Annotated in this window: 18 protein-coding genes, 1 tRNA gene and 1 pseudogene; 2 read left to right on the top strand and 18 right to left on the bottom strand. The window is 66.5% G+C overall.

Annotation, left to right across the window (positions count from 1 at the left end; genetic code table 11):
• Window positions 1–18: 18 nt before the first annotated feature.
• The 12 genes and pseudogenes from atpA to ACVWWN_RS15455 all read right to left on the bottom strand — a co-directional run bounded on the left by atpA (window position 19) and on the right by ACVWWN_RS15455 (window position 11,236).
• The gene (gene atpA / locus ACVWWN_RS15510; protein ID WP_457144692.1) at window positions 19–1,665 is read right to left on the bottom strand and encodes a F0F1 ATP synthase subunit alpha; all 1,647 of its coding nucleotides are present in this window, start codon (window positions 1,663–1,665) and stop codon (window positions 19–21) included.
• 52 nt (window positions 1,666–1,717) lie between these two features.
• Window positions 1,718–3,049, bottom strand: coding sequence for a F0F1 ATP synthase subunit B/delta (locus ACVWWN_RS15505; protein ID WP_457144691.1), 1,332 nt, complete (start codon window positions 3,047–3,049; stop codon window positions 1,718–1,720).
• A gap of 3 nt (window positions 3,050–3,052) precedes the next feature.
• Window positions 3,053–3,592: a F0F1 ATP synthase subunit B gene (locus ACVWWN_RS15500; RefSeq protein ID WP_457144690.1), complete on the bottom strand. Its 540-nt coding sequence runs from the start codon at window positions 3,590–3,592 to the stop codon at window positions 3,053–3,055.
• A gap of 8 nt (window positions 3,593–3,600) precedes the next feature.
• Window positions 3,601–3,846 carry a F0F1 ATP synthase subunit C gene (locus tag ACVWWN_RS15495; protein WP_024449289.1) on the bottom strand — a complete coding sequence of 82 codons (246 nt, stop codon included), beginning with the start codon at window positions 3,844–3,846 and terminating at the stop codon, window positions 3,601–3,603.
• Window positions 3,847–3,909: 63 nt separating this feature from the next.
• The gene (gene atpB / locus ACVWWN_RS15490; RefSeq protein ID WP_457144689.1) at window positions 3,910–4,665 is read right to left on the bottom strand and encodes a F0F1 ATP synthase subunit A; all 756 of its coding nucleotides are present in this window, start codon (window positions 4,663–4,665) and stop codon (window positions 3,910–3,912) included.
• Complete coding sequence (locus ACVWWN_RS15485) at window positions 4,662–5,120, bottom strand: ATP synthase subunit I (RefSeq protein WP_457144688.1); 459 nt, start codon at window positions 5,118–5,120, stop codon at window positions 4,662–4,664. Before ACVWWN_RS15485 ends, atpB begins: the two co-directional genes overlap by 4 nt.
• A gap of 244 nt (window positions 5,121–5,364) precedes the next feature.
• On the bottom strand, window positions 5,365–6,576 hold the full coding sequence (locus ACVWWN_RS15480) for a glycosyltransferase family 4 protein (RefSeq protein ID WP_457144687.1): 1,212 nt from the start codon (window positions 6,574–6,576) through the stop codon (window positions 5,365–5,367).
• A 49-nt stretch (window positions 6,577–6,625) separates the two neighbouring features.
• Window positions 6,626–7,285, bottom strand: a complete 660-nt coding sequence (locus tag ACVWWN_RS15475; protein WP_457144686.1) for an L-threonylcarbamoyladenylate synthase — start codon at window positions 7,283–7,285, stop codon at window positions 6,626–6,628.
• A 69-nt stretch (window positions 7,286–7,354) separates the two neighbouring features.
• A complete protein-coding gene (gene prmC, locus ACVWWN_RS15470) occupies window positions 7,355–8,200 on the bottom strand; it encodes a peptide chain release factor N(5)-glutamine methyltransferase (protein ID WP_457144685.1) in 846 nt (281 codons plus the stop codon).
• Window positions 8,197–9,270 carry a peptide chain release factor 1 gene (gene prfA, locus ACVWWN_RS15465; RefSeq protein WP_457144684.1) on the bottom strand — a complete coding sequence of 358 codons (1,074 nt, stop codon included), beginning with the start codon at window positions 9,268–9,270 and terminating at the stop codon, window positions 8,197–8,199. Before prfA ends, prmC begins: the two co-directional genes overlap by 4 nt.
• Before the next feature lie 99 nt (window positions 9,271–9,369).
• A complete protein-coding gene (gene rpmE / locus ACVWWN_RS15460) occupies window positions 9,370–9,606 on the bottom strand; it encodes a 50S ribosomal protein L31 (protein WP_457144683.1) in 237 nt (78 codons plus the stop codon).
• A gap of 209 nt (window positions 9,607–9,815) precedes the next feature.
• A pseudogene (locus tag ACVWWN_RS15455) lies at window positions 9,816–11,236 on the bottom strand (AMP-binding protein).
• A gap of 145 nt (window positions 11,237–11,381) precedes the next feature.
• Here ACVWWN_RS15455 and ACVWWN_RS15450 point away from each other — a divergent pair.
• A complete protein-coding gene (locus ACVWWN_RS15450; protein ID WP_457144682.1) occupies window positions 11,382–12,005 on the top strand; it encodes a TetR/AcrR family transcriptional regulator in 624 nt (207 codons plus the stop codon).
• On the opposite strand, the gene rho is transcribed toward ACVWWN_RS15450, so the two are convergent.
• From rho to argS, 6 genes are all read right to left on the bottom strand, one after another.
• Window positions 12,002–14,065, bottom strand: coding sequence for a transcription termination factor Rho (rho, locus tag ACVWWN_RS15445; protein ID WP_457144681.1), 2,064 nt, complete (start codon window positions 14,063–14,065; stop codon window positions 12,002–12,004). The two genes, ACVWWN_RS15450 and rho, sit on opposite strands and share 4 nt — an antisense overlap.
• 281 nt (window positions 14,066–14,346) lie before the next feature.
• Window positions 14,347–15,291: a homoserine kinase gene (thrB, locus tag ACVWWN_RS15440; protein ID WP_457144680.1), complete on the bottom strand. Its 945-nt coding sequence runs from the start codon at window positions 15,289–15,291 to the stop codon at window positions 14,347–14,349.
• Between the two features lie 42 nt (window positions 15,292–15,333).
• Window positions 15,334–16,416: a threonine synthase gene (gene thrC / locus ACVWWN_RS15435; protein WP_457144679.1), complete on the bottom strand. Its 1,083-nt coding sequence runs from the start codon at window positions 16,414–16,416 to the stop codon at window positions 15,334–15,336.
• Window positions 16,413–17,735 carry a homoserine dehydrogenase gene (locus tag ACVWWN_RS15430; protein WP_457144678.1) on the bottom strand — a complete coding sequence of 441 codons (1,323 nt, stop codon included), beginning with the start codon at window positions 17,733–17,735 and terminating at the stop codon, window positions 16,413–16,415. Before ACVWWN_RS15430 ends, thrC begins: the two co-directional genes overlap by 4 nt.
• A 3-nt stretch (window positions 17,736–17,738) precedes the next feature.
• Complete coding sequence (lysA, locus tag ACVWWN_RS15425; RefSeq protein WP_457149145.1) at window positions 17,739–19,118, bottom strand: diaminopimelate decarboxylase; 1,380 nt, start codon at window positions 19,116–19,118, stop codon at window positions 17,739–17,741.
• Between the two features lie 35 nt (window positions 19,119–19,153).
• Window positions 19,154–20,806 carry an arginine--tRNA ligase gene (gene argS, locus ACVWWN_RS15420; RefSeq protein WP_457144677.1) on the bottom strand — a complete coding sequence of 551 codons (1,653 nt, stop codon included), beginning with the start codon at window positions 20,804–20,806 and terminating at the stop codon, window positions 19,154–19,156.
• A 117-nt stretch (window positions 20,807–20,923) separates the two neighbouring features.
• Between argS and ACVWWN_RS15415 the strand changes: the two genes are divergently transcribed.
• A tRNA-Arg gene (locus ACVWWN_RS15415) sits at window positions 20,924–20,996 on the top strand.
• Window positions 20,997–21,109: the final 113 nt, after the last annotated feature.

The following is a 21,109-nucleotide window of genomic DNA, read 5'->3' as shown; positions in this document are numbered from 1 at the left end:
TTCCCAGACCCTCCGGTCCTACTTCTTCTTCGGTGCGGGCTTGCGGACCTTCACCGATTCCTTCTCGACGTCCTCGTCCGACATCGCGTCGACGTGCTCGTCACGCACCACCGAGCTGCCGTCGGAGGCGGCGAAGCCCTTCTTGAACTCGTCTATCACACCGACCAGTTTGTCTTCGAGCTCTTCGGAGAGCTTCTTGCTCTCCCGGATCTCTTTGAAGATCTCGTCGTGCGACGCCGTGACGTGCTCCAGGAATTCCTGCTCGAAGCGCTGAACGTCCTCGATGGGCACCGAATCGAGATGCCCCCTGGTGCCGAGGAAGATGGCGACCACCTGGTTCTCGACCGGCATCGGGCTGTTCTGCGGCTGCTTGAGCAGTTCGACCAGGCGGGCACCGCGGTCCAGCTGAGCCTTCGACGTCTCGTCGAGGTCCGAGGCGAACGCCGCGAACGACTCGAGCTCGCGGTACTGCGAAAGATCGAGGCGCAGTGAACCTGCGACCTCTTTCATCGCCTTGATCTGCGCGGCGCCGCCGACGCGGGACACCGAGACACCGACGTTGATGGCCGGCCGCACACCCTGGTTGAACAGGTCGGTCTCGAGGAAGCACTGACCGTCGGTGATCGAGATGACGTTGGTCGGGATGTAGGCCGAGATGTCGTTGGCTTTCGTCTCGATGATCGGCAGGCCGGTCAGCGAGCCGCCACCGAGCTCGTCGGACAGCTTCGCGCAGCGCTCCAGCAGGCGGGAGTGCAGGTAGAACACGTCACCCGGGTAGGCCTCGCGACCGGGCGGGCGGCGCAGCAGCAGCGAGATCGCGCGGTACGCCTCGGCCTGCTTGGTGAGGTCGTCGAACACGATCAGGACATGCTTGCCGTCGTACATCCAGTGCTGCGCGATGGCCGAACCGGTGTAGGGCGCAAGCCATTTGAAGCCGGCGGAATCAGAGGCGGGCGCGGCGACGATCGTCGTGTAGTCCATCGCGCCACCCTCGTCGAGGGTGCGGCGCACGCTGGCGATCGTGGTGCCTTTCTGGCCGATCGCGACGTAGACGCACCGGACCTGCAGGTCGGGATCGCCGGTCTCCCAGTTCTGCCGCTGGTTGAGGATCGTGTCCACGCATACCGCGGTCTTGCCAGTCTTGCGGTCACCGATGATCAGCTGGCGCTGGCCGCGGCCGATGGGTGTCTGCGAGTCGATCGCCTTGATGCCCGTCTGCAGCGGCTCACTCACCCCCTGGCGCTGCACCACCGACGGCGCCTGCAACTCCAGCGCCCGGCGCTGACTCGTATCGACGTCGCCACGGCCGTCGATCGGCTGGCCGAGCGGGTTGACCACGCGTCCGAGGAATTCGTCGCCGACCGGCACCGAGAGGACCTCACCGGTGCGCTTGACCTGCTGGCCCTCTTCGATCTTCTCGAAGTCACCGAGGATCACGGCGCCGATGCTGTGCTCGTCGAGATTGAGTGCGACGCCGAGCACGCCACCGGGGAACTCCAGCAGCTCTTGGGTCATCACCGACGGCAGACCCTCGACGTGGGCAATGCCGTCGCCCGCGTCGATGACCGTGCCGATCTCTTCGCGCTCGGTGTCGGCTTCGAAGCCGGCGACGTACTCCTCGATTGCGCCCTGGATCTCATCTGCTGAGATGGTCAACTCTGCCATGGCTTTCGTCTTCCTGATTCGTGTGCGTGTATAGGTCTTCGGGGCAACCGGGTCAGTCGGGCAAGCGCGTCTCGGCCGCCGACAGCTTCGACGCCAACGAGCCGTCGATCACCTCGTCACCGACCGCGATCGTCAGACCGCCCAGCAGCGCCGGGTTGACGTCGAGCTGAATCGAGACGGGATGGCCATAGATCCGGGTGAGCAGTTCGGTCAGACGGTTGCTCTGGGCCTCATTGAGCTCGGCTGCCGCGCGGACGTGCGCGACGACCTCGCCGCGCCGCGACACCGCCAGATTCGCCAGTTCGCGAATGACTTCATCGGCGCGCTCGCCGTGCAGCAATTCGACGGTCTGTCGCAAAAGATCTGCGGCGTTCCTACTGGCCCGGCCGGCCAGCACGTTGTTCAGCAGGCTGATTCGGCCGTCCAGCGGCGCGGTGTAGTCACTCAAAATGGTGATCATCCGCGGCTCGTTGTCGAGGATGCGGCTGAACCTGAACAGCTGGTCCTCGACATCGTCGATCTGGCCTTCTCGCTCAGCACGCACGAGCAACACCAAGCGGGCGACGTGCTGCAGCCCGTGGGTCAGGTCCGACGTGGCCGACCACCGTTGTGAAACCGCCGTCTTGAGGATGTCGATGGCGGGATCGGAGACCTTGCCCGACAGCAATCGTTCCACCAACTGGACTTTCGGGCCGGTGCCCATGCTCGGATCGGCCAGATGCCTGCCCAGCAGCGCCTCGCTGCGGAAGAGCTTGACCACAGATGCCAGATCGTCGGCCAGGCGCGTCAACCCGTCTACGTCGAGACCGGAGGTGGCCTCGTCGAGCCGACCGACGACGGTGTTCAGTGAATCACGGCTTGCGGCACGCAGTTTGACCGCGACGGGATCATCGAACACGGCGCTGGAGGGGGCCATTTCGTCGAGTTGGTCGAGGAATCGGTCGACCGTCGCGGATTGCTCGGAGGGATTGGAGACGAACTCGCGCACCATGTCGCCCGCCCGGTGCACCGACTCGACGCCCAGGCTCTGCCGAAGCTCACGGATGAGCTGCTGCCGCAGCAGTCGAACCTGCTGCGCCCCTTGCGTTTTGATGCGCTCGAGCTCGATGTCGGCTTGGGCGCGAAGTTGTTCGGCGATCTTCTCCGCATCCTGCCGCGCCTCGTCGACCACTTTCGCGGCCTCGGCCTTGGCTTCTTCCAGCGCCTTGGCGTGCTCCTCGTCCGCGTCGGCGACCTTCTTCCCGGCCTCGACGTGGTCGCTGAGTTGAGTGCGAACCGCGTCCTGCTGGTTGTTCATCATCTTGCGCAAAGGTGGCACAACGTATTTCCAGAGCAGGAAGATGATGACGGCAAAACCGATGAGCTGCCCGATGAACGTCGACACTGTTTACTGCCCCTGCCCTGTCGTCACGGGCACCGTGCGGGTGGTCACGTCGACGCCGATCACGCGGCTCGCGAGGCGGGTCGACAGATTCTCCACCGATGCCTGGAGATCGGCCGTCAGCGCACGCGACTGTGCCGACAGCTCTTCGTTGGCTTGCTGCAGGACCGCCGAGACCTCGGTGTTGGCGCGGGTGCGCGCCTCGTCGACGATCTTGCGCCCCTCGGCGCGTGCCTCCCCGCGGACAGAGGACGCCTCGCGGCGGGCCTGAGTCATCACCTTGAGGTAATCGGCGTCGGAAGCGGCGCGCAGTTCGGCTGCGCGCCGGTTGTCCTCGGCGGTCTTCTTGATCATGGCGTCGCGCTCGCGCAACACCTTGCTGACCGGTGGCACCACCCACTTGCCGATGACACCGAGCACGATCAAGAAGATGACCAGCACGAAGAAGAAGGTGCCGTTGGGCAACAGGAAGTTGCTCTGGCCACCTTCTTCTGCCGCGAGGAGTTCCACTTCTCGAGAGAGGACCGACGTGCTGAGGTCAACCATGGCGTCGACTAGCCAACCGGGGTGGCGAATACGAACAGCGCCATGAACGCCAGGTTGATGAAGTACGCCGCCTCAACCAGACCCACGGTGATGAAGAACGGAGTGAACAGACGACCCTGCGCCTCTGGCTGGCGCGCGATGCCGGCGATCAGCGCGTTACCAGCGATGCCGTCACCGATACCGGCGCCGATTGCGCCGCCGGCCATGATCAGTCCACCGCCGATGAGCGCGCCGGCAGCGATTGTGGGATCCATCCATATCCTCCTTGATAACTGGTAGTTCTCTACCAGGAAGTGGGTCGAACTTGTGCGGCCATGTCAGTCGTGATGCTCATCGAGTTCCATGGACTGACCGAAGTACAGAATCGTCAGCAGCGCGAAGATGAACGCCTGGATGGCGCCGACGAACAGGTCGAAGCTCTTCCAGATCGCGTTCGGCAACCACAGGATGTACGGCGGGAACAGCGCGATCAGGGCGACCAGGATGCCGCCGGCGAAGATGTTGCCGAAAAGTCGGAGCGACAACGAGATCGGCTTCGCCAGTTCCTCGACCAGGTTGATGGGCGCCATCAGCGTGACGTGGCCCTTGAGGAGCTTGACCGGGTGTCCGACGATGCCGCGGCGCCACACACCCGCCGCGTGGTAGCAGACGAACACGAACAGTGCGAGCGCGAGCACGAAGTTGATATCCGACGCGGGCGGCTTGATCAGCTCATGGGTGGCACCCGTCGAGTCGGTGTACTGCACCGGCAGCACCGACAGCCAGTTCGCGATGAGAATGAAGACGAACAGCGTCACCGCCAGCGGAAGCACGAACGGCGCGATCTTCATGCCGATCGCGGCCTCGATCTGATTGCGCAGCTGAACGGTGATCGCTTCCCAGAACAGTTGGACGCCACCGGGAACGCCGGTCGAGGTGACCTTGGCCCGCAGGAAGAACGCGAGCGCGATCACGATCACGGCGGCCACCGCGGTGGCCAGCACGGTGTCGACATTCACGGTCAGCCCGAACCAGTGGGCCTCCTCGTGGTGGCCGACCTCGATTGCGGCTTCGGCGAGGATCGTCTCAGTCATTGCTTGGAGGCCTCCCCTTCGAGTCCGTCAGCTGTGCCTTCTGGGCTACCCGCTCGCAGCTTCTTCATCACCGGCAGCGCAGTGGATATCACCAGCACCACCTGGAAGAGAGCCATTCCGAAGACCACGCCCAGACCCTGCGGGCGGAAGATGAAGGCGATCGTCAGACCGATCACCGTCATCACCAACAGGCGGGTGGCCGAGTTCACGGCCATTTTGCGTTTCAGCGGATGTGCCTCGGCGGTAATGGCATCCACCGACCGCTGCACCAGAACCGCGTTGAGCAAACCCAGTGCGAGGCCGACGCCGAAGAACACGCCGACCATGACATGGCCCAGCAGGCCAGCGGCCAGGGTCACCAGTCCGGCCAACGCGACACAGACCGCGAGCAGCCGCAATGGCCTGAATGCAACGGACGGAAACACCAACGGCGCGTCTTGCGCTGGCGTCGTCACTGCGTCACCTCAATCCCGCGGTCATGGGAAGCTGCCGAATGATCCCGAGTTTCCTGTGCGTGGCGCCCCGAGCGTATCGGAGGGCCTCAAGCTCGCTGGAATCACCCAAGGGGTAGCTCCCTTTGTCGGTCGTTATTCCGTGCCGAACGGCGATGAACCGTCAGCCCGGAGGCCGGCAACCCGCGAGGTTTTTCGGGTTCTGACAGCACCCTAACACATGGTTAGAGCCATAAAAGGGGGTCTACTACTTTTCGTCGTACATTTGGTCGAACTGGCCGTCTCGGCGGCGCAGAAGAGGAATCAGCGTCACCACGATCGCGACCAGAGTCGCCGCCAACATGACCACTCCCGTGTAGCGAGGGTTGAAGAAAATCGTGCTCGCCGCACCCAACGCAACGATGCCCACCCACAGGTAGATGAGGAGCACCACCCGTCGGTGTGAATGCCCGATCTGCAGCAACCGGTGATGCAGGTGCATCTTGTCGGGGCTGAACGGACTCCTGCCCGCACGGGTACGCCGGATGATCGCCAGCAGCGTGTCGAGCGCCGGGACGAACATGACCGCCACGACCAAGAGGAACGGCGACAGAAGCGCGAAAACGTCGCGCGCGCCATAAGCCGTTTGCGATATCGGGCCGGCGGCGGTGGTCGATGCGGCGGCCAGCATCAGACCGATCAGCATCGATCCGGAGTCACCCATGAAGATCCTGGCGGGGTGGAAGTTGTGCGGCAGGAAGCCAAGGCAGACGCCGGCCAGCACCACGGAGATCACCGCGGGCGGATAGAAGAGAACGTCCCCACCGTGATCACGTAGCAGGCCGATGGAGAAGATGCAGATCGCCGACGCGGTGATCAAACCCAGCCCGGCGGCCAGTCCGTCGAGTCCGTCGATGAAGTTCATCGCGTTGACGATCGACACCGTCAGCGCCAGCGTCAGCAGGATCGACGACACCTGATCCAGCACGATGGTCCCGACGCCGCCGATCGGGATATAGAGCACGCTCCACGCCACCCCCATGGTGACCAGCACGCTGGCCGCCGTGATCTGACCCGCGAACTTCGTCAGCGAGTCCAGACCCCAGCGGTCGTCGATGAGACCGACGGCCATGATCAGGCCGCCGGCGACCACCACGGCCGGCATACCGGTCGAGTAGACGAAACCCCGGGTCAGTGCGGGCAGTTGGGACGCCAGGAGGACGCCGGCGACCACGCCGGTGTACATCGCCAGTCCGCCCATGCGCGGAACCGGCCGCATGTGCACGTCGCGGTCCCGCGGCACGGCCACGGCACCGAGGCGGGTGGCCAGCACCCGGACCCAGCCGGTGGCGAAGTAGGTGATGATCGCCGCGGTCAGACCGACCAGCGCGAGCTCCCGCAACGGGACGCCGGCGCCCCGATCGGAGAGCGCAAGCAGCCCACCGGCCACGTTCTGCACTTCGCTCACCACTGGATGCACCGTACTGGACAACGTTGAGAGCGACGGCCAGTCAACGCTCGGGCGCGGGTCAAGCGGTCGCGGTCAGGGTGTCGACATCGACACCGAGCACCTCGGCGATGGCCTCGGCGGTCACGGGACCCTGTCGGAGTACCCGCGGGCGGTCGCTGGTGAGGTCGACGATCGTCGATGCGGCCTGCTTCTCCGCCGGACCGCCGTCGAGATAAACCTCGACGAGATCGGCGAGTTGGCCCCGCGCGTCGTCGACGGTGACCGCGGCGGGCTGACCGGAGATGTTGGCGCTCGACACCGCCATCGGCCCAACTTCGCGCAACAACTCGATGGCCACCGGGTGCAGCGGCATTCGCAGCATCACGGTCCCCTGGGCGTCGCCGAGGTCCCACTGCAGGGACGGGGCTTGACGCACCACGAGGCTCAACGCTCCGGGCCAGAATGCATGAATGAGTTCCCGCGCGCTGTGCGGAACGGCGTACACCAGCCCGTCGATGGTGTGCCACGAGCCCACCAGTACCGGCACCGGCATGTCGCGCCCACGCCCCTTGGCCGCCAGCAGCGCGGTGACGGCGCCGCTGTCGAAGGCGTCGGCTCCGATTCCGTAAACGGTGTCGGTTGGCATCACAACCAGGCGGCCGCCCTTCAGCGCGCTGACCGCCGAGGCAATCCCCTCGGCGCGCTGCCCGGCGTCGCTGCAGTCGAAGACCTGGGTCATGACCTGAGTACCTCCGTCATTCCTCGACTCCCGCTCGCTCCGGTCCTCGCTCGCAGTCGTCTTCCGCAGTCACGAAGTCAGCCTCTCACGTACCGCCGTCACGAAACGGGGTCGGCCGGTCAAGTCGGCCCTGGCCGTGACCTCGGTGAACGATCCGGTGCGCGCGAACGTCTCGACCGTGCGGACGGACGTGGTGTCGTCGTGTTCGACGGCGCACCGACCTCCGTCCCTCAGCCATCGCGCGGCCAGGTCGACGATGTGGTCGATGACGGCCATCCCGTCCGGTCCCCCAAACAGCGCATGCGACGGATCGTGCTCGGCCACTTCGGGTTCCAGAGTCGCGCCGTCGGGTATGTATGGCGGGTTGGCGACGACGAGGTCCACGGCCCTGTCGAGCTCGGGAAGCAAACCCGACCGGGTGACGTCTGCGCGGATCAGCTCGACGGAGGTGCCTGCGGTGTTGCGGCGGGCGTACGTGAGCGCGTCGTCGGAGTCGTCGACGGCGATCACGCGCGCGGTCGGCCAGTGCTTGGCGAGCGCGAGCGCCAGCGCGCTTGAGCCCGTGCACAGATCGACGATCACCGGTTGCGACGACAACGGTTGCGCGACAGCCCAGTCCAGCAGCGACTCGGTCTCTGGCCGCGGGATGAACACGCCCGGCCCGACCTCGACGGTGACCGGGCCGAACGCCGCGGTGCCGATCAGGTGTTGCAGTGGCACCCGCTCGGCCCGTTGCGTCACCAGTTCGTCGTACCGGTCGAAGAATTCGGGACTCGCCTCGGTGATGGTGAGCCGGCCGCGGTCGGTGCCCATCGCGTGGGCGGCGAGAAGTTCGGCGTCGATGCGCGGCGATCCGACTCCCGCCGCGGCGAGCACCGCCTGCGCGGCGTCGATCGCCTGGCGGATCGTGGTCATGCTTGCTGGAGTCGCGCCTGCTTGTCGGCCACGGCGAGGGCGTCGAACAGTGCGTCGAGGTCGCCGTCGAGGACCTGGTCGAGGTTGTGCGCCTTGAAGTTGATCCGGTGATCGGCGATGCGGTTCTCGGGGAAGTTGTAGGTGCGGATCCGCTCGCTGCGGTCGACGGTGCGGATCTGGCTCGCGCGGTCCGCCGAGGCGTCGGCATCTGCCTGCTCCTCGGCGAGGGCCTGTAGCCGCGCCGCCAGCACCAGCATCGCGCGGGCCTTGTTCTGCAGCTGACTGCGCTCGTTCTGACATGTGACGACGATGCCGGTCGGCAGGTGCGTGATCCGCACCGCCGAATCCGTCGTGTTGACGCCCTGGCCGCCCTTGCCCGATGAGCGGTATACGTCGATGCGCAGATCGGATTCGTCGATCTGGACTTCCTCGACCTCTTCGGGCTCGGGATAGACCAGCACGCCCGCCGCCGACGTGTGGACTCGGCCCTGCGACTCGGTGACCGGCACCCGCTGGACGCGGTGCACGCCGCCTTCGAACTTCAGCCGCGACCAGACACCGTCGGCGGCATCGCCCTTGCTTCTGATCGACAGCGTCGCGTCCTTGTAGCCGCCGAGATCGGAGAAGGTCTCGTCGAGAACGTTCACGGTCCAACCGTGCCGTTCGGCGTAGCGGATATACATGCGCGCCAGGTCGGCGGCGAACAGCGCGGACTCCTCGCCGCCCTCCCCCGACTTGACCTCGAGGACGACGTCGTCGGCATCGTGCGGGTCGCGCGGCGCCAGCAGATCGGCAAGCTGCGTGCTCAGTTCATCCACGCTTGCCTCGAGCCCCGGCACCTCAGCGGCGAAGGATTCGTCGTCTGCGGCCAATTCGCGCGCCGCTTCCAGATCGCCACGGGCGGCTTCCAGCTTGCGGTAGGTCGCGACGATCGGCGAGACCTGAGCGAACCGTCGGCCGACCTTGCGGGCGGCGCCCGGATCGGCGTGCAGGCCGGGGTCGGAGAGCTGACGTTCGAGCTCGGCATGCTCGGTCACCAGCGCATCGATCTTCGGCGCCGTGTCCGTCATGTCACCCTCCTTTCCGCTCCGCAGCCGGTGGGTGGGCGGCTGAACGCAAACCGACGCCCGGCCTGCGCTGGCGCGCAAGATCGGGCGTCGGTGAGACAGCTACTTGTCGGCGGCCTTGTCGGCACCGGCCTTGCGCTTGCCGTAGCGCTTCTCGAAGCGGGCCACGCGGCCGCCGCTGTCGAGGATCTTCTGCTTGCCGGTATAGAACGGGTGGCACTGCGAGCAGACCTCGACGACGATCTGTCCGCTCTGCTTGGTGCTGTGGGTGGTGAACGTGTTGCCACAGCCACAGTGCACCGTGGTCTCGACATACTCAGGGTGAATACCCGATTTCATGGTTTCCTCTTCGATCGTGGGCCCCGGGTCGCCCCTCCGCTTGTCAGAGGCGTGCGGCGTGAACCGGAACCGAGGTGTCGGCGGTTCATTATGCCAGTTCAACCGCCAGCTTCCTAAACACGGAGGCGAGGTCAGCTATTCCTGGTCGGCGCCCGTGACGTGAGGTCAACGCCAGCCGAGGTGTGGCCGGTCAGATGGGCCAGGCCCGGCTACTGGACACGGAAGCCGGTGCCGTCATGCTTCCACAGCACCCGCCCGACGGGGTCGACACCGCGGGCGACGAGTTCGCGCTTGAGCACCTTGTTGGTCGCGGTGCTCGGCAGATCATCGGCGATCCAGACATAGCGCGGCCACGCCTTCGGCGACAGGTCGCGCTGGGCGGCCAGGAACTCCTCCAATGCCTGCGGGGAGAGTTCTGCGTCGTCCTGCAGCACGACGGCGGCCATGACCTGGTCACCGACGAGTTCGTCAGGGTACGGGATAGACCGCGACCCGGTTGATCGCGGGCAGTCGGAGCAGGATGCGTTCGATCGGCGCGGTGGTCAGGTTCTCCCCGTCGACGCGCATCCAGTCCGCGGTGCGTCCGGCGAGGTAGATGAAACCGTCAGCGTCGCGGTATGCCAGATCGCCGGACCAGTACATGCCGTTTCGCATCCGCTCATCGGTGGCTCCGCGGTCGTTGTAGTAACCCGAGAAGAAACCGGTGCCCGAGGTGTTCACCAACTCCCCCACGGCGACATCGCCGTTGCGCAGTGCGCCGTTCTCGTCGAACTCTGCGACCGGGCACTCCCTCACCTGTCTTGCTGTTGTAGATCTCAACGCCCGGAAAACCGATGCCGGGTTGTCCGCGTCGTCGGACCGCTCCGGCGTGGCGAGGACGTATGCCAGCGGCTTGCCGCCGTAGTTCATTTAGGTGGCACCGCACGCGCGGATGTCGTCGAGGAATCCCGAGGCCGAGAACTTCGCGGGCACCATGGCGGCGCCGGCCACCAGGGCGGGCGCCCAGCCACCCACCACGGCGTTCGAGTGAAACAGCGGCATCGACAGGTAACAGGTGTCCTCCGGCGTCAGTGCGAACTTCTCGACCAACGCTCCGCGTGCGAACAACACCATCGAGTTGGCCACCTGGACGGCCTTGGGATCTCCGCTCGTTCCCGACGTGAAGCTCATCATGAACGTGTCGTCGGCCGCGACCTCGCGGTGGGGCTTGAGCGCGGAGCGCCGGCGAGCATCGCTGCCCACTGATCGCCGGACACGTCGAACACCGTGACACCGGCCAGTTCGATGTCGCCCAGCAGATGCCGGCCCTCCTCGTCGGTGATCAGGATTTGGCAGTCCAACCGGGTGATGTCGCGGGCCAGGGCATCCGCGCGGCGGGTCGTGTTGATGCCGCACACGATGTAGCCGCCGAGCGCGGCGGCAGCCAGCGCGGTCAGCATGCCGGGGTTGTTGCCCATCAGCACGCCGACGTGCAGCGGCCGCGTCGGGTCAGCCATCGCGATGAGCGACGTCGCTTGTGTCCTCGCCTCGGCAACGTGCTCACGCCAGGTCCAGGTGCGGCCACCGTATTCCAGCGCGACGGTGTCCTGCTCAGCTCACTGACAGAACAGTCCTGCAGCGTGTTCGACATGCCTCTCCTCGTTGCACTGACGGCGTGTGAACAGATTCGGGGAAGTGTCTACCATGTTGATCCTGGCGCACAATGGCCGCCTGCGTCTTGACAGAATGCTCTGATCACGCCAGGCGAGGCGGAAAAACGATGAGGAGACAACCCGGTGACGAGCGGCACCGCCACCAAGAACGTGCGCGATCGACTGATCGACGCGGCTGAGATTTTCTTGCGCTCCAAGGGGATTCGATCGACGACCGTGTCCGAGGTGGCCGAGGCGGCAAAGGTGTCGCGGGGCTGGCTGTACCGGCACTTCCCCGACAAGGTCTCGCTGCTGGGCGCGGCGATCGTGCGCCTCAACGAGGCGTACTGGTCGGAGGCACATGCACTGCTCGAGCAGTTCGACGGCCTGGACCGCCAACTCGTCGCGGGTATCCGCCACGGCCGGACCGCCTACGACGACCCGGGCACGCTACTGATGAAGCTGCGACTGGAAGAGCCCGAGGAGTTCGCGGCATGCGCCGGCGCCGGCGTCCAGGGACTGGTGCCCGACCTCGCCGACTTCTGGTCGCGCTACCTGATCGCGGCGCGCGAACGCGGCGATATCCACCCGGACACCGATATCGCCGAAGCGTCGGAATGGGCGGCGCGCGTTGTACTTTCGTTGACCACTGTTCCCGGTGACACGCTCGACCCGAGCGACGCCGACGCGGTGCTCACGCACGTGCGCCGTTATCTCATGCCCGGACTGCGCGCCGACCCGTCGTGCGCCCACGCGCCTGGCGACTAGTCGGCGTCCATCGAGCCCGGCGTGGTCTTGGAGACCTGCACCAGGAACTCGTAGTTCGTCTTGGTCTTGCGCAGCTGGCTCATCAGCAGATCGATGGCCTGATGCGGGTCCAGGCCCGAGAGCACTCGACGCAGCTTGTGCACGACCCCGAACTCGTCCGTGGACAGCAGTAGCTCGTCCTTACGGGTGCCGGACGGGTTGACGTCGACAGCCGGGAACACCCGGCGCTCGGCAATCTTGCGGTCCAGCTTCAGCTCGGCGTTACCGGTGCCCTTGAACTCCTCGAAGATCACGGTGTCACCGGTCGAGCCGGTTTCCACCATGGCGGTGGCGACGATGGTCAGCGAGCCACCCTCCTCGATGTTGCGGGCCGCGCCGAGGAACCGCTTGGGCGGATACAGCGCGGTCGAGTCGACACCACCGGACAGGATACGGCCCGACGCCGGCGACGCGTTGTTGTACGCGCGGCCGAGACGGGTGATCGAGTCCAGCAGAACGACGACGTCCTTGCCCTGTTCGACCAGGCGCTTGGCCCGCTCGATCGCCAGCTCCGCGGCCTGGGTGTGGTCTGACGGCGGCCGGTCGAAGGTGGAGGCGATGACCTCACCCTTCACCGAGCGCTGCATGTCGGTGACCTCTTCAGGTCGCTCGTCGACGAGCACGACCATGAGGTGGCACTCCGGGTTGTTCCTGGTGATCGCGTTGGCGATGTCCTGCATGATCGTGGTCTTACCGGCCTTGGGCGGTGACACGATCAGGGCGCGCTGGCCCTTGCCGATCGGCATGATCAGGTCGATCACGCGCGTGGTCAGCTTGTCGGGGGCCGTTTCGAGCCGCAGCCGCTGATTGGGATACAGCGGGGTCAGCTTGGTGAAGTCGGGACGCTTCTTGGCGTCCTCGACCGGACCTCCGTTGACGGTGTCCAGCCGGACCAGTGGATTGAACTTCTGCCGCTGGTTGGGCTGCTCGCCGTCCTTGGGGACGCGGACCGCACCGGTCACGGCGTCGCCGCGACGCAGTCCGTTCTTGCGCACCATGTTCATCGACACGTAGACGTCGTTGGGACCGGCCAGGTAGCCCGAGGTCCGCACGAACGCGTAGTTGTCGAGCACGTCGAGGATGCCGGCGACCGGCTGAACGACGTCGTCCTCGCGCAGTTCGGTATCACGATCAACGCTGCCGCCGCCTTCACCGCCACGCTCGCGGCGCCTGCGGTCACGGAAGCGCCGGCCACGACGGCCGCCGCGGCCTTCGCCGTCCTCGTCGTCTCCGGCATTGTCGCCGCGGTTGGCATTGTCGCTGCGGTTGGCATTGTCGCCGCGGTTGGCATTGTCACCGCGGTTCTGGCCGCCGCGATTGGCATTGTCGCCACGGTTCTGGCCGCCGCGATTCTGGCCGCCCTGCTGTTGGTCGCCGCCGTCAGCCTTGCCGTCCGACTTCGCGGGCCGGTCACCCTCGGACTTGGCGGGGCGGTCACTGTCGGACTTCGCGGGCCGATCGGCCTCCGGCGCGCCCTTGGTGTCCTGGCTGTCCTGCTGCTTGCTGTCCTCGGCGCCCGCGGCGGGTGCACCTGCATTGCGGGCCGCGCTGCGGCGCTCACGGCGTGGCGGGGCCTGCTGCTCGCTCTGCTCTCCGGCGGTGCCGGTCTCGGCGGGCGTCTCGGTGGTCGTGGCCGCTGCGGGCGTTTCGGCGGCGGCCGCTTTAGCGGCGGTCGCTTTGGCGGCGGTCGCTTTGGCGGCGGTCGCCTTGCGTGGAGCACCGTTGGACTCCCCGCGGCGCTCGCGGATTGCGGAGATGAGTTCGCTCTTGCGCATTCCGGATGCGCCCTCGACACCGATCTCCCGGGCCAAGGCGCGCAGTTCGGGCAGCACCAGGCTGGTCAACGCGGTGCCGCGACCGCGATCGCCCGAGGCCACGTCGGCCGTTGGGGCGGTTTCTGCGGGCGGCGCCGAAACCGGCGCATCTGCTTCCGCGGAAGGTGAAGCATCTGGAGTCACGGTATTCGGCAGCACTGGGTTCTCGTTGCTGCCATCAGCCGTGATGAGGTCCGTTTCAGTCACGGATTTCCTTTCTTTCCCTCGCTGAGTCAGTCACGCGAGGGTCCGGGGCATTCAGCTGATGCGCTGAACGCGGAGGTTCCCACCATTGCCTCTGCAACGGTGATCGCCGGGATCCACCGGTATACGGCGGACCGTCATCCACAAGAAGAATTGGTGGTGTCCTAGTGTCGGCGCAGGCAGAGACGCTGCGATTGCTGGACGAGAGCGAGGATAACCCGCTTCGGGGCCGGAAGCAAGAAACACGCTGGTTCTTGTGTGACTGCTGTTGCGAATCGCACAGCTCAACTGCGAACGGCTACGCCTGACGTCCACCGTACGCCCTCACCACCCGCCATCTCACTGACGGTGTACCCGTTGGCGGCGCCGTAATCGAGGGTTTCCACCGGCAACTCGGTCCGCGTGGTGAGCACCAGCAGCGCGGGACCAGCTCCTGAGAGCACCGCCGCAACTCCACAACGTCGCAGGATCCGCAGGTATTCCGCCGATGCCGGCATGGCACCAGCACGCGCAGGCTGGTGAAGGACGTCTTCGGTCGCGGCCATCAACAGATCGGGCCGCTGAGTCAGCGCCACCACCAGCAGCGCCGTCCGGCTCAGGTTGAAGCGGGCGTCGGCGTGGCTGATCCGGTCCGGAAGCAGCACGCGGGTCTCGACCGTCGACGACCGCTCCTGGGGAATGAGGGAGAACAGCCGGATGTCGGGGTGCAGATCGAGTGATGCGGCCGCATAGTGCCGCTGGGCTCCGTGCTGCTCGGTCCAGGACACCACCGCCCCGCCGAGTACGGCCGCCGACGCGTTGTCGGGGTGCCCTTCGAACTCCGACGACAACTGAATCAATTCCGCTTCGGTCAGCGGCATCGAATCAACTTGTGCAACAAGGCCATTGACCGCAGCAAGGCCACCAACCACGGCGGCTGCCGACGAGCCCAGCCCGCGTGAGTGTGGAATGTCGTTACGGCAACGGACTATCAGACCCCGCGCGGTGACACCGGCGGCCTGCAGACCCCGTCGCACCGCCTGCACCACGAGGTGTGTCGAGTCGAGCGGGATCTGCCCGGCGCCTTCCCCGTCCACCTCGACCGTGAGCCCGGATTCGGTTGTCTCCAACACCACTTCGTCGTACAGACTCAGGGCCAACCCGAGGCTGTCGAAGCCTGGCCCCAAATTCGCGCTGGACGCCGCGACGAGAGCACTGGCCGTCAGCCCGGCCGGCAGGGTCTGGGTCACCGACGGACCTCCTGCTCCTCGGATGCGCGCAAGTCCGCTCCGCTAGACCAGGCCGAGCTTGTCGACGACTGCCGCGGGGTCGACCGGCACCGGCGTCACGGCCGGCATGCCCTTGAGAGCAGTATCGGGGTCCTTGAGCCCGTTGCCGGTGACGGTGCAGACCACGGTCGATCCCTTGGGCACCCAGCCGTCCTCGATCGACTTGAGCAGCCCGGCGATGCTCGCCGCGGACGCAGGCTCGACGAACACGCCCTCGGTCCGTGCGACCAGGTGGTATGCCGCGAGAATCTCCTCGTCGGTGGCGGCCAGGAAGCGGCCCTTGGACTGCTGTTGGGCCTCCACCGCCGACGCCCAGGAGGCCGGCGACCCGATCCGGATGGCCGTGGCGATCGTCTCAGGGTGGCTCACCGGTTCGCCGAGCACCAGCGGCGCGGCGCCGGCGGCCTGCGTGCCGAGCATCCTCGGCAGCCGGTCCGACAACCCGTCACGGTGGTATTCGGTGTAGCCCTTCCAGTACGCGGTGATATTGCCGGCGTTGCCGACGGGCAGGGCATGGACGTCGGGAGCGGCGCCGAGCGCGTCGACGATCTCGAAGGCCGCGGTCTTCTGTCCCTCGATGCGATACGGGTTGACCGAGTTGACCAGTGACACGGTCGGGAAGTCGGCGGTGAGCTTGCGGGCCAGCTCCAGGCAGTCGTCGAAGTTGCCGTCGACCTGGATGATCTTCGCGCCGTGCATGACCGCCTGGGCCAGCTTGCCCATCGCGATCTTGCCCTGTGGCACCAGCACCGCACACGTGATGCCCGCGCGCGCCGCATACGCCGCGGCCGATGCGGACGTGTTGCCCGTCGATGCGCACAGCACGGCCTGCTGGCCGCGGGCCACCGCCTCGGTGACGGCCACCGTCATGCCCCGGTCCTTGAACGAACCGGTCGGGTTGAGCCCCTCCACCTTGAGATGCACAGTGCAGCCGGTGTATTCGGACAGCCGCGGAGCGGGCAGCAGCGGAGTGCCGCCCTCGCGCAGCGTGACCGACGACCAGCCGTCCTCGACCGGCAGGCGGTCGCGGTAGGCGGCGATCAGGCCGGGCCAGGGCCGGTGGACCGCGAGCTGTTCGCCGCTCATTCGCTGGTCCCCTCCATGCGCAGCACGCTGTTGACGCTGTCCACCACGTCGAGGTCGGCGAGTGCGGCAACGGTGTCCGACAGCGCCGCGTCGGTCGCCTGATGAGTGACCACGACGATGCGCGCGCCGCAGCGCTGGCCGCCCTCGTCGACCATCCCCTCCTGGCGCACCTCGGCGATGCTGACCTCACGTTTGCCGAATTCGGCTGCGACCGAGGCCAGCACGCCGGGACGGTCGGCGACATTCATGTTGACGTAATAGCGGGTCGGGATGAAACCGATCGGTGCGATGGGCAGCTTGGCGTACTTGGACTCGCGCGGACCGCGTCCGCCCTGCACGCGGTTGCGCGCGGCCATCACCAGATCACCCATCACCGCCGAGGCCGTCGGCGCTCCGCCCGCCCCCTGGCCGTAGAACATCAGCCGGCCCGCGGCCTCGGCCTCGACCACCACGGCGTTGAACGCACCGTTGACCGCTGCCAACGGGTGTGCGTGCGGCACCAGTGCCGGGTACACCCGAGCCGAGACGCGTTGCTGTCCTTCGTCGTTGGTGAGCCGTTCGCAGATGGCGAGCAGCTTGATCGTGCATCCCAGCGCGCGGGCCGACACGAAGTCCTCGGCGCTGACCTTCGTGATGCCTTCGCGGTAGACGTCGTCGGCGGTGACCCGCGTGTGGAAGGCGATGGACGCGAGGATGGCGGCCTTGGCGGCGGCGTCATAGCCCTCGACGTCGGCGGTCGGGTCGGCTTCGGCGTAGCCCAGGGCGCCGGCATCGGCCAGTGCGGAGTGGTAATCCGCTCCGGTGCTGTCCATCTCCGAAAGGATGTAGTTGGTGGTGCCGTTGACGATTCCGGCCACGCGCAGCACGGTGTCACCCGCCAGCGACTGGGTCAGTGGCCGGATGACCGGGATGGCACCCGCAACCGCGGCCTCGAAATACAGATCGACGTGGGCGTGCTCGGCGGCCTGGGCCAACTCGCCGGTGGACACCGCCATCAGCGCCTTGTTGGCGGTGATCACCGACTTACCCTGCTCCAGCGCGGTGAGGATGGCCTTGCGCGCCGGGTCGACCGGACCCATCACTTCCACCACGATGTCGACGTCGTCGCGGGACACCAGTTCCTCGACGTCGTCGGTGAGCAGTTCGACCGGCACGCCACGATCGGCAGCGACTCGGCGCACTCCGACGCCCCGAAGCTCCAGCGGAGCGCCGATGCGCGCGGTCAAATCGGTGGCGCTTTCCTCGATGATCCGGACGACCTCGCTGCCGACGTTCCCCAGACCCAATACCGCCACGCCGATTGGCTTCTCACCCGTCATCGCTTACCTCACTTCCAGACTGAGCAGATCGTCGACCGTCTCCCGGCGCAGGATCAGGCGGACCTGCCCGCCGCGCACGGCCACCACTGCTGGGCGGCCGATCAGGTTGTAGCGGCTCGACATGGAGTAGCAATAGGCGCCCGTCGCCGCGACGCCGAGCAGATCACCAGGTGCCACATCATCCGGCACCCAAGTGTCTCGGACTACGATATCGCCGCTCTCACAATGCTTTCCGACGATGCGCGACAGCACCGGCGGCGCCTCGCTGGCGCGGGAGAGCAGTCGGACGTCGTACTCGGCGCCGTAGAGCGAGGTGCGAATGTTGTCGCTCATGCCGCCGTCCACACTCACGTACCGGCGCTTCGCGATCTGGCCGATGGCCACATCCTTGACCGTGCCGACCTGGTACAGGGTGATGGTGCCGGGGCCCGCTATCGCCCGTCCGGGCTCGACCACAAGTCGCGGCGCGGGCAGACCGACCGCGGCCGATTCGCTGCGAACGATCGCCTCGAGCTTGGCCGCAAGGTCTTCCACCGGCGGTGGGTCATCGGAGGGTAGGTACGAAATGCCCAGTCCGCCACCGAGGTCCACCGTGGCGATCTGCGACGTCTTGTCGACGCCGAACTCGGCGACGACGTCGCGCAGCAGCCCGATCACCCGGTGCGCGGCCAGTTCGAAGCCGGCCACGTCGAAGATCTGTGATCCGATGTGGCTGTGCAGGCCGACCAACCGGAGGTTGTCGGTTTCGAAGACTCGCCGAACGGCGGTCATCGCGGCACCGCTGGCCAGCGAAAGCCCGAACTTCTGGTCCTCGTGCGCGGTGGAGATGAACTCGTGGGTGTGGGCCTCGACGCCGACGGTGACGCGCACCAGCACGTCCTGGACCACGCCCGCCGCACCCGCGATCTCGTCGAGGCGGTCGATCTCGATCATCGAGTCGAGCACGACGTGGCCGACGCCGCTCTTGACGGCCATGGTCAGCTCATCCACGGATTTATTGTTGCCGTGCAAGGCGATTCGCTCGGCAGGGAAGCCTCCGTGCAGCGCGACGGCCAACTCACCGCCGCTGGCCACGTCCAGCGAGAGAGCTTCTTCGTTGATCCAGCGCGCAACTTCCGAGCACAGGAACGCCTTGGCGGCGTAACGCACGAACTCGCCCCCGCCGAATGCCGCGGCGATCTCCCGGCACCGGGTGCGGAAATCGTCCTCGTCGATCACGAACACCGGTGTGCCGAATTCCTCGGCGATGTCGGTGAGCCGCACTCCGCCGATCGACACCACCCCGTCGTCCTGACGAACGGTATTGCGTGGCCAGACGTTCGGAGCCAACCCGAGCACCTCGGCAGCCGTCCGCGGGCGCGGTGGGGCGCCGCCGTGGTGAATCTCCTCGGCATGCCTGGGCCCGGCGGGGTGCGCGTTCACATCCGCTCCGGGGCGCTGACGCCGAGGATGCCCAGACCGTTCGCGATGACCTGCCGGGTGGCCACACACAGCGCAAGACGCGCGGCGTGCAGATCGTTGGGTGTTTCATCGCCCTGGGGCAGCACGCGGCACGAGTCGTAGAACCGATGGTAATCACCGGCCAGATCTTCCAGGTAGCGAGACACGCGATGCGGTTCACGCAGCGTCGCAGCCGTTTTGAGCACGCGCGGAAACTCGCCGATGTTGCGGATCAGCTCGCCTTCCTTCTCGTGCGTGAGGAGTTCGGGGTGCTCCGCGCTGGGCACAAGCCCCAGCTCAGCGGCGTTACGGGCCAGGGCCGATAGCCGGGCGTGTGCGTATTGCACGTAGTAGACCGGGTTTTCGTTCGACGCCGACGACCACAGCTCAAGATCGATGTCGATGGGTGAGTCCACCGATGACCGGATCAGCGAGTACCGGGCGGCGTCGACGCCGATCGCCTCGACGAGGTCGTCGAGAGTGATCACGGTGCCTGCGCGCTTGCTCATCCGCATGGGCTGACCATTGCGGACCAGGTTGACCATCTGCCCGATGAGGACCTCGACGGTGGCGGGATCCTCACCGAGCGCCGATGCGACGGCCTTGAGCCGGGCGATGTAGCCGTGGTGGTCGGCGCCGAGCATGTAGATGCACAGATCGAATCCGCGCTCACGCTTGTCCAGGTAGTACGCGATGTCCGCGGCGACGTACGCGGGCTGGCCGTCACTCTTGATGACGACACGGTCTTTGTCATCGCCAAAGTCGGTAGTGCGCAACCATACTGCGCCATCGTCCTCGTAGATGCTGCCGGCCTGCCGAAGCTTGTCGATGGCGTGTTCGACCCGGCCTGAACTGTGCATCGAGTCTTCGTGCGTGTAGACGTCGAAATCGGTGCCGAAGTCGTGCAGCGACTGCTTGATGTGGGTGAACATCAGGTCGACGCCGATCGCGCGGAAAGTCTCGCGCATTTCGTCGTCGGGCAGGCTCAGGGCACGGGGGTCTTTCGCCAGCACCTGCGCGGCGATGTCTTTGATGTAGTCGCCGGCGTAACCGTCCTCGGGGGTGGGCTGGCCCTTGGCTGCGGAGATCAACGAATTGGTGAACCGGTCGATCTGGGCGCCGTGGTCGTTGAAGTAGTACTCCCGGACGACGACGGCGCCCTGCGTCGAGAGCAGCCGGCCCAGCGCGTCGCCGACAGCGGCCCAGCGCGTGCCGCCGATGTGGATGGGACCGGTCGGGTTGGCCGAGACGAATTCGAGGTTGATGTGTTGGCCCTCGAGCGCAGCGGAGCTGCCGTATCCCGCGCCGCCGTCGAGGGCGTTGTTGACGATGACGCCCTGTGCGGAGGCCTCGATGCGCAGGTTGACGAAGCCCGGACCGGCGACGTCGGCGGAGGCGATACCGTCGGCCTCGGCCAGCGCGGCAGCCAGCCAACCGGCCAGCTCGCGCGGGTTGGCGCCGACCTTCTTGCCCAGCTGGAGGGCCAGGTTGGTCGCGTAATCGCCGTGCTCGGGATTGCGCGGACGCTCGACGGTGGCTGTCGCCGGCAGTGCCGCCGTATCCAGCCCATGCTCGGCGAGCACCACGGCTGCGGTGTTCTTGAGCAGGTCGGCCAGGTCGGCGGGTGTCACGAGGATCCATCCTATGGTCTGAGGTGGTCAGGCCCCGAATCCATTCCGGTTGCCAGGCCCGTTACCCGGATGCGTTAGGCTGTCGAAGCCCGACTGGCGCAGAGTTTCCGCTGTTGCGCCCCCGTAGCTCAGGGGATAGAGCGTCTGCCTCCGGAGCAGAAGGCCGCAGGTTCGAATCCTGCCGGGGGCACTTACATCACCGCAGTTCAGAGGCCACTATGTGCCTCCAGCCGGTCAGCGGGCGTGCCGATGTTTGCCGTCTGTTAGTCGTCGGCAGCTCAAGCAGGCGACTCCCCCGTGCCC

The sequence above is a fragment of the Mycobacterium sp. URHB0021 genome (assembly GCF_054057895.1).
This window is presented reverse-complemented; position numbering and strand designations above follow the sequence as displayed.

What these genes read in the sequence shown, in the direction of transcription:
- atpA (WP_457144692.1), bottom strand. Translation starts at nt 1,665, where the DNA reads ATGGCAGAGTTGACCATCTCAGCAGATGAGATCCAGGGCGCAATCGAG.
- ACVWWN_RS15500 (WP_457144690.1), bottom strand. Translation starts at nt 3,592, where the DNA reads ATGGTTGACCTCAGCACGTCGGTCCTCTCTCGAGAAGTGGAACTCCTC.
- ACVWWN_RS15495 (WP_024449289.1), bottom strand. Translation starts at nt 3,846, where the DNA reads ATGGATCCCACAATCGCTGCCGGCGCGCTCATCGGCGGTGGACTGATC.
- atpB (WP_457144689.1), bottom strand. Translation starts at nt 4,665, where the DNA reads ATGACTGAGACGATCCTCGCCGAAGCCGCAATCGAGGTCGGCCACCAC.
- ACVWWN_RS15475 (WP_457144686.1), bottom strand. Translation starts at nt 7,285, where the DNA reads ATGACCCAGGTCTTCGACTGCAGCGACGCCGGGCAGCGCGCCGAGGGG.
- prmC (WP_457144685.1), bottom strand. Translation starts at nt 8,200, where the DNA reads ATGACCACGATCCGCCAGGCGATCGACGCCGCGCAGGCGGTGCTCGCC.
- prfA (WP_457144684.1), bottom strand. Translation starts at nt 9,270, where the DNA reads ATGACGGACACGGCGCCGAAGATCGATGCGCTGGTGACCGAGCATGCC.
- rpmE (WP_457144683.1), bottom strand. Translation starts at nt 9,606, where the DNA reads ATGAAATCGGGTATTCACCCTGAGTATGTCGAGACCACGGTGCACTGT.
- thrC (WP_457144679.1), bottom strand. Translation starts at nt 16,416, where the DNA reads ATGAGCGGCGAACAGCTCGCGGTCCACCGGCCCTGGCCCGGCCTGATC.
- ACVWWN_RS15430 (WP_457144678.1), bottom strand. Translation starts at nt 17,735, where the DNA reads ATGACGGGTGAGAAGCCAATCGGCGTGGCGGTATTGGGTCTGGGGAAC.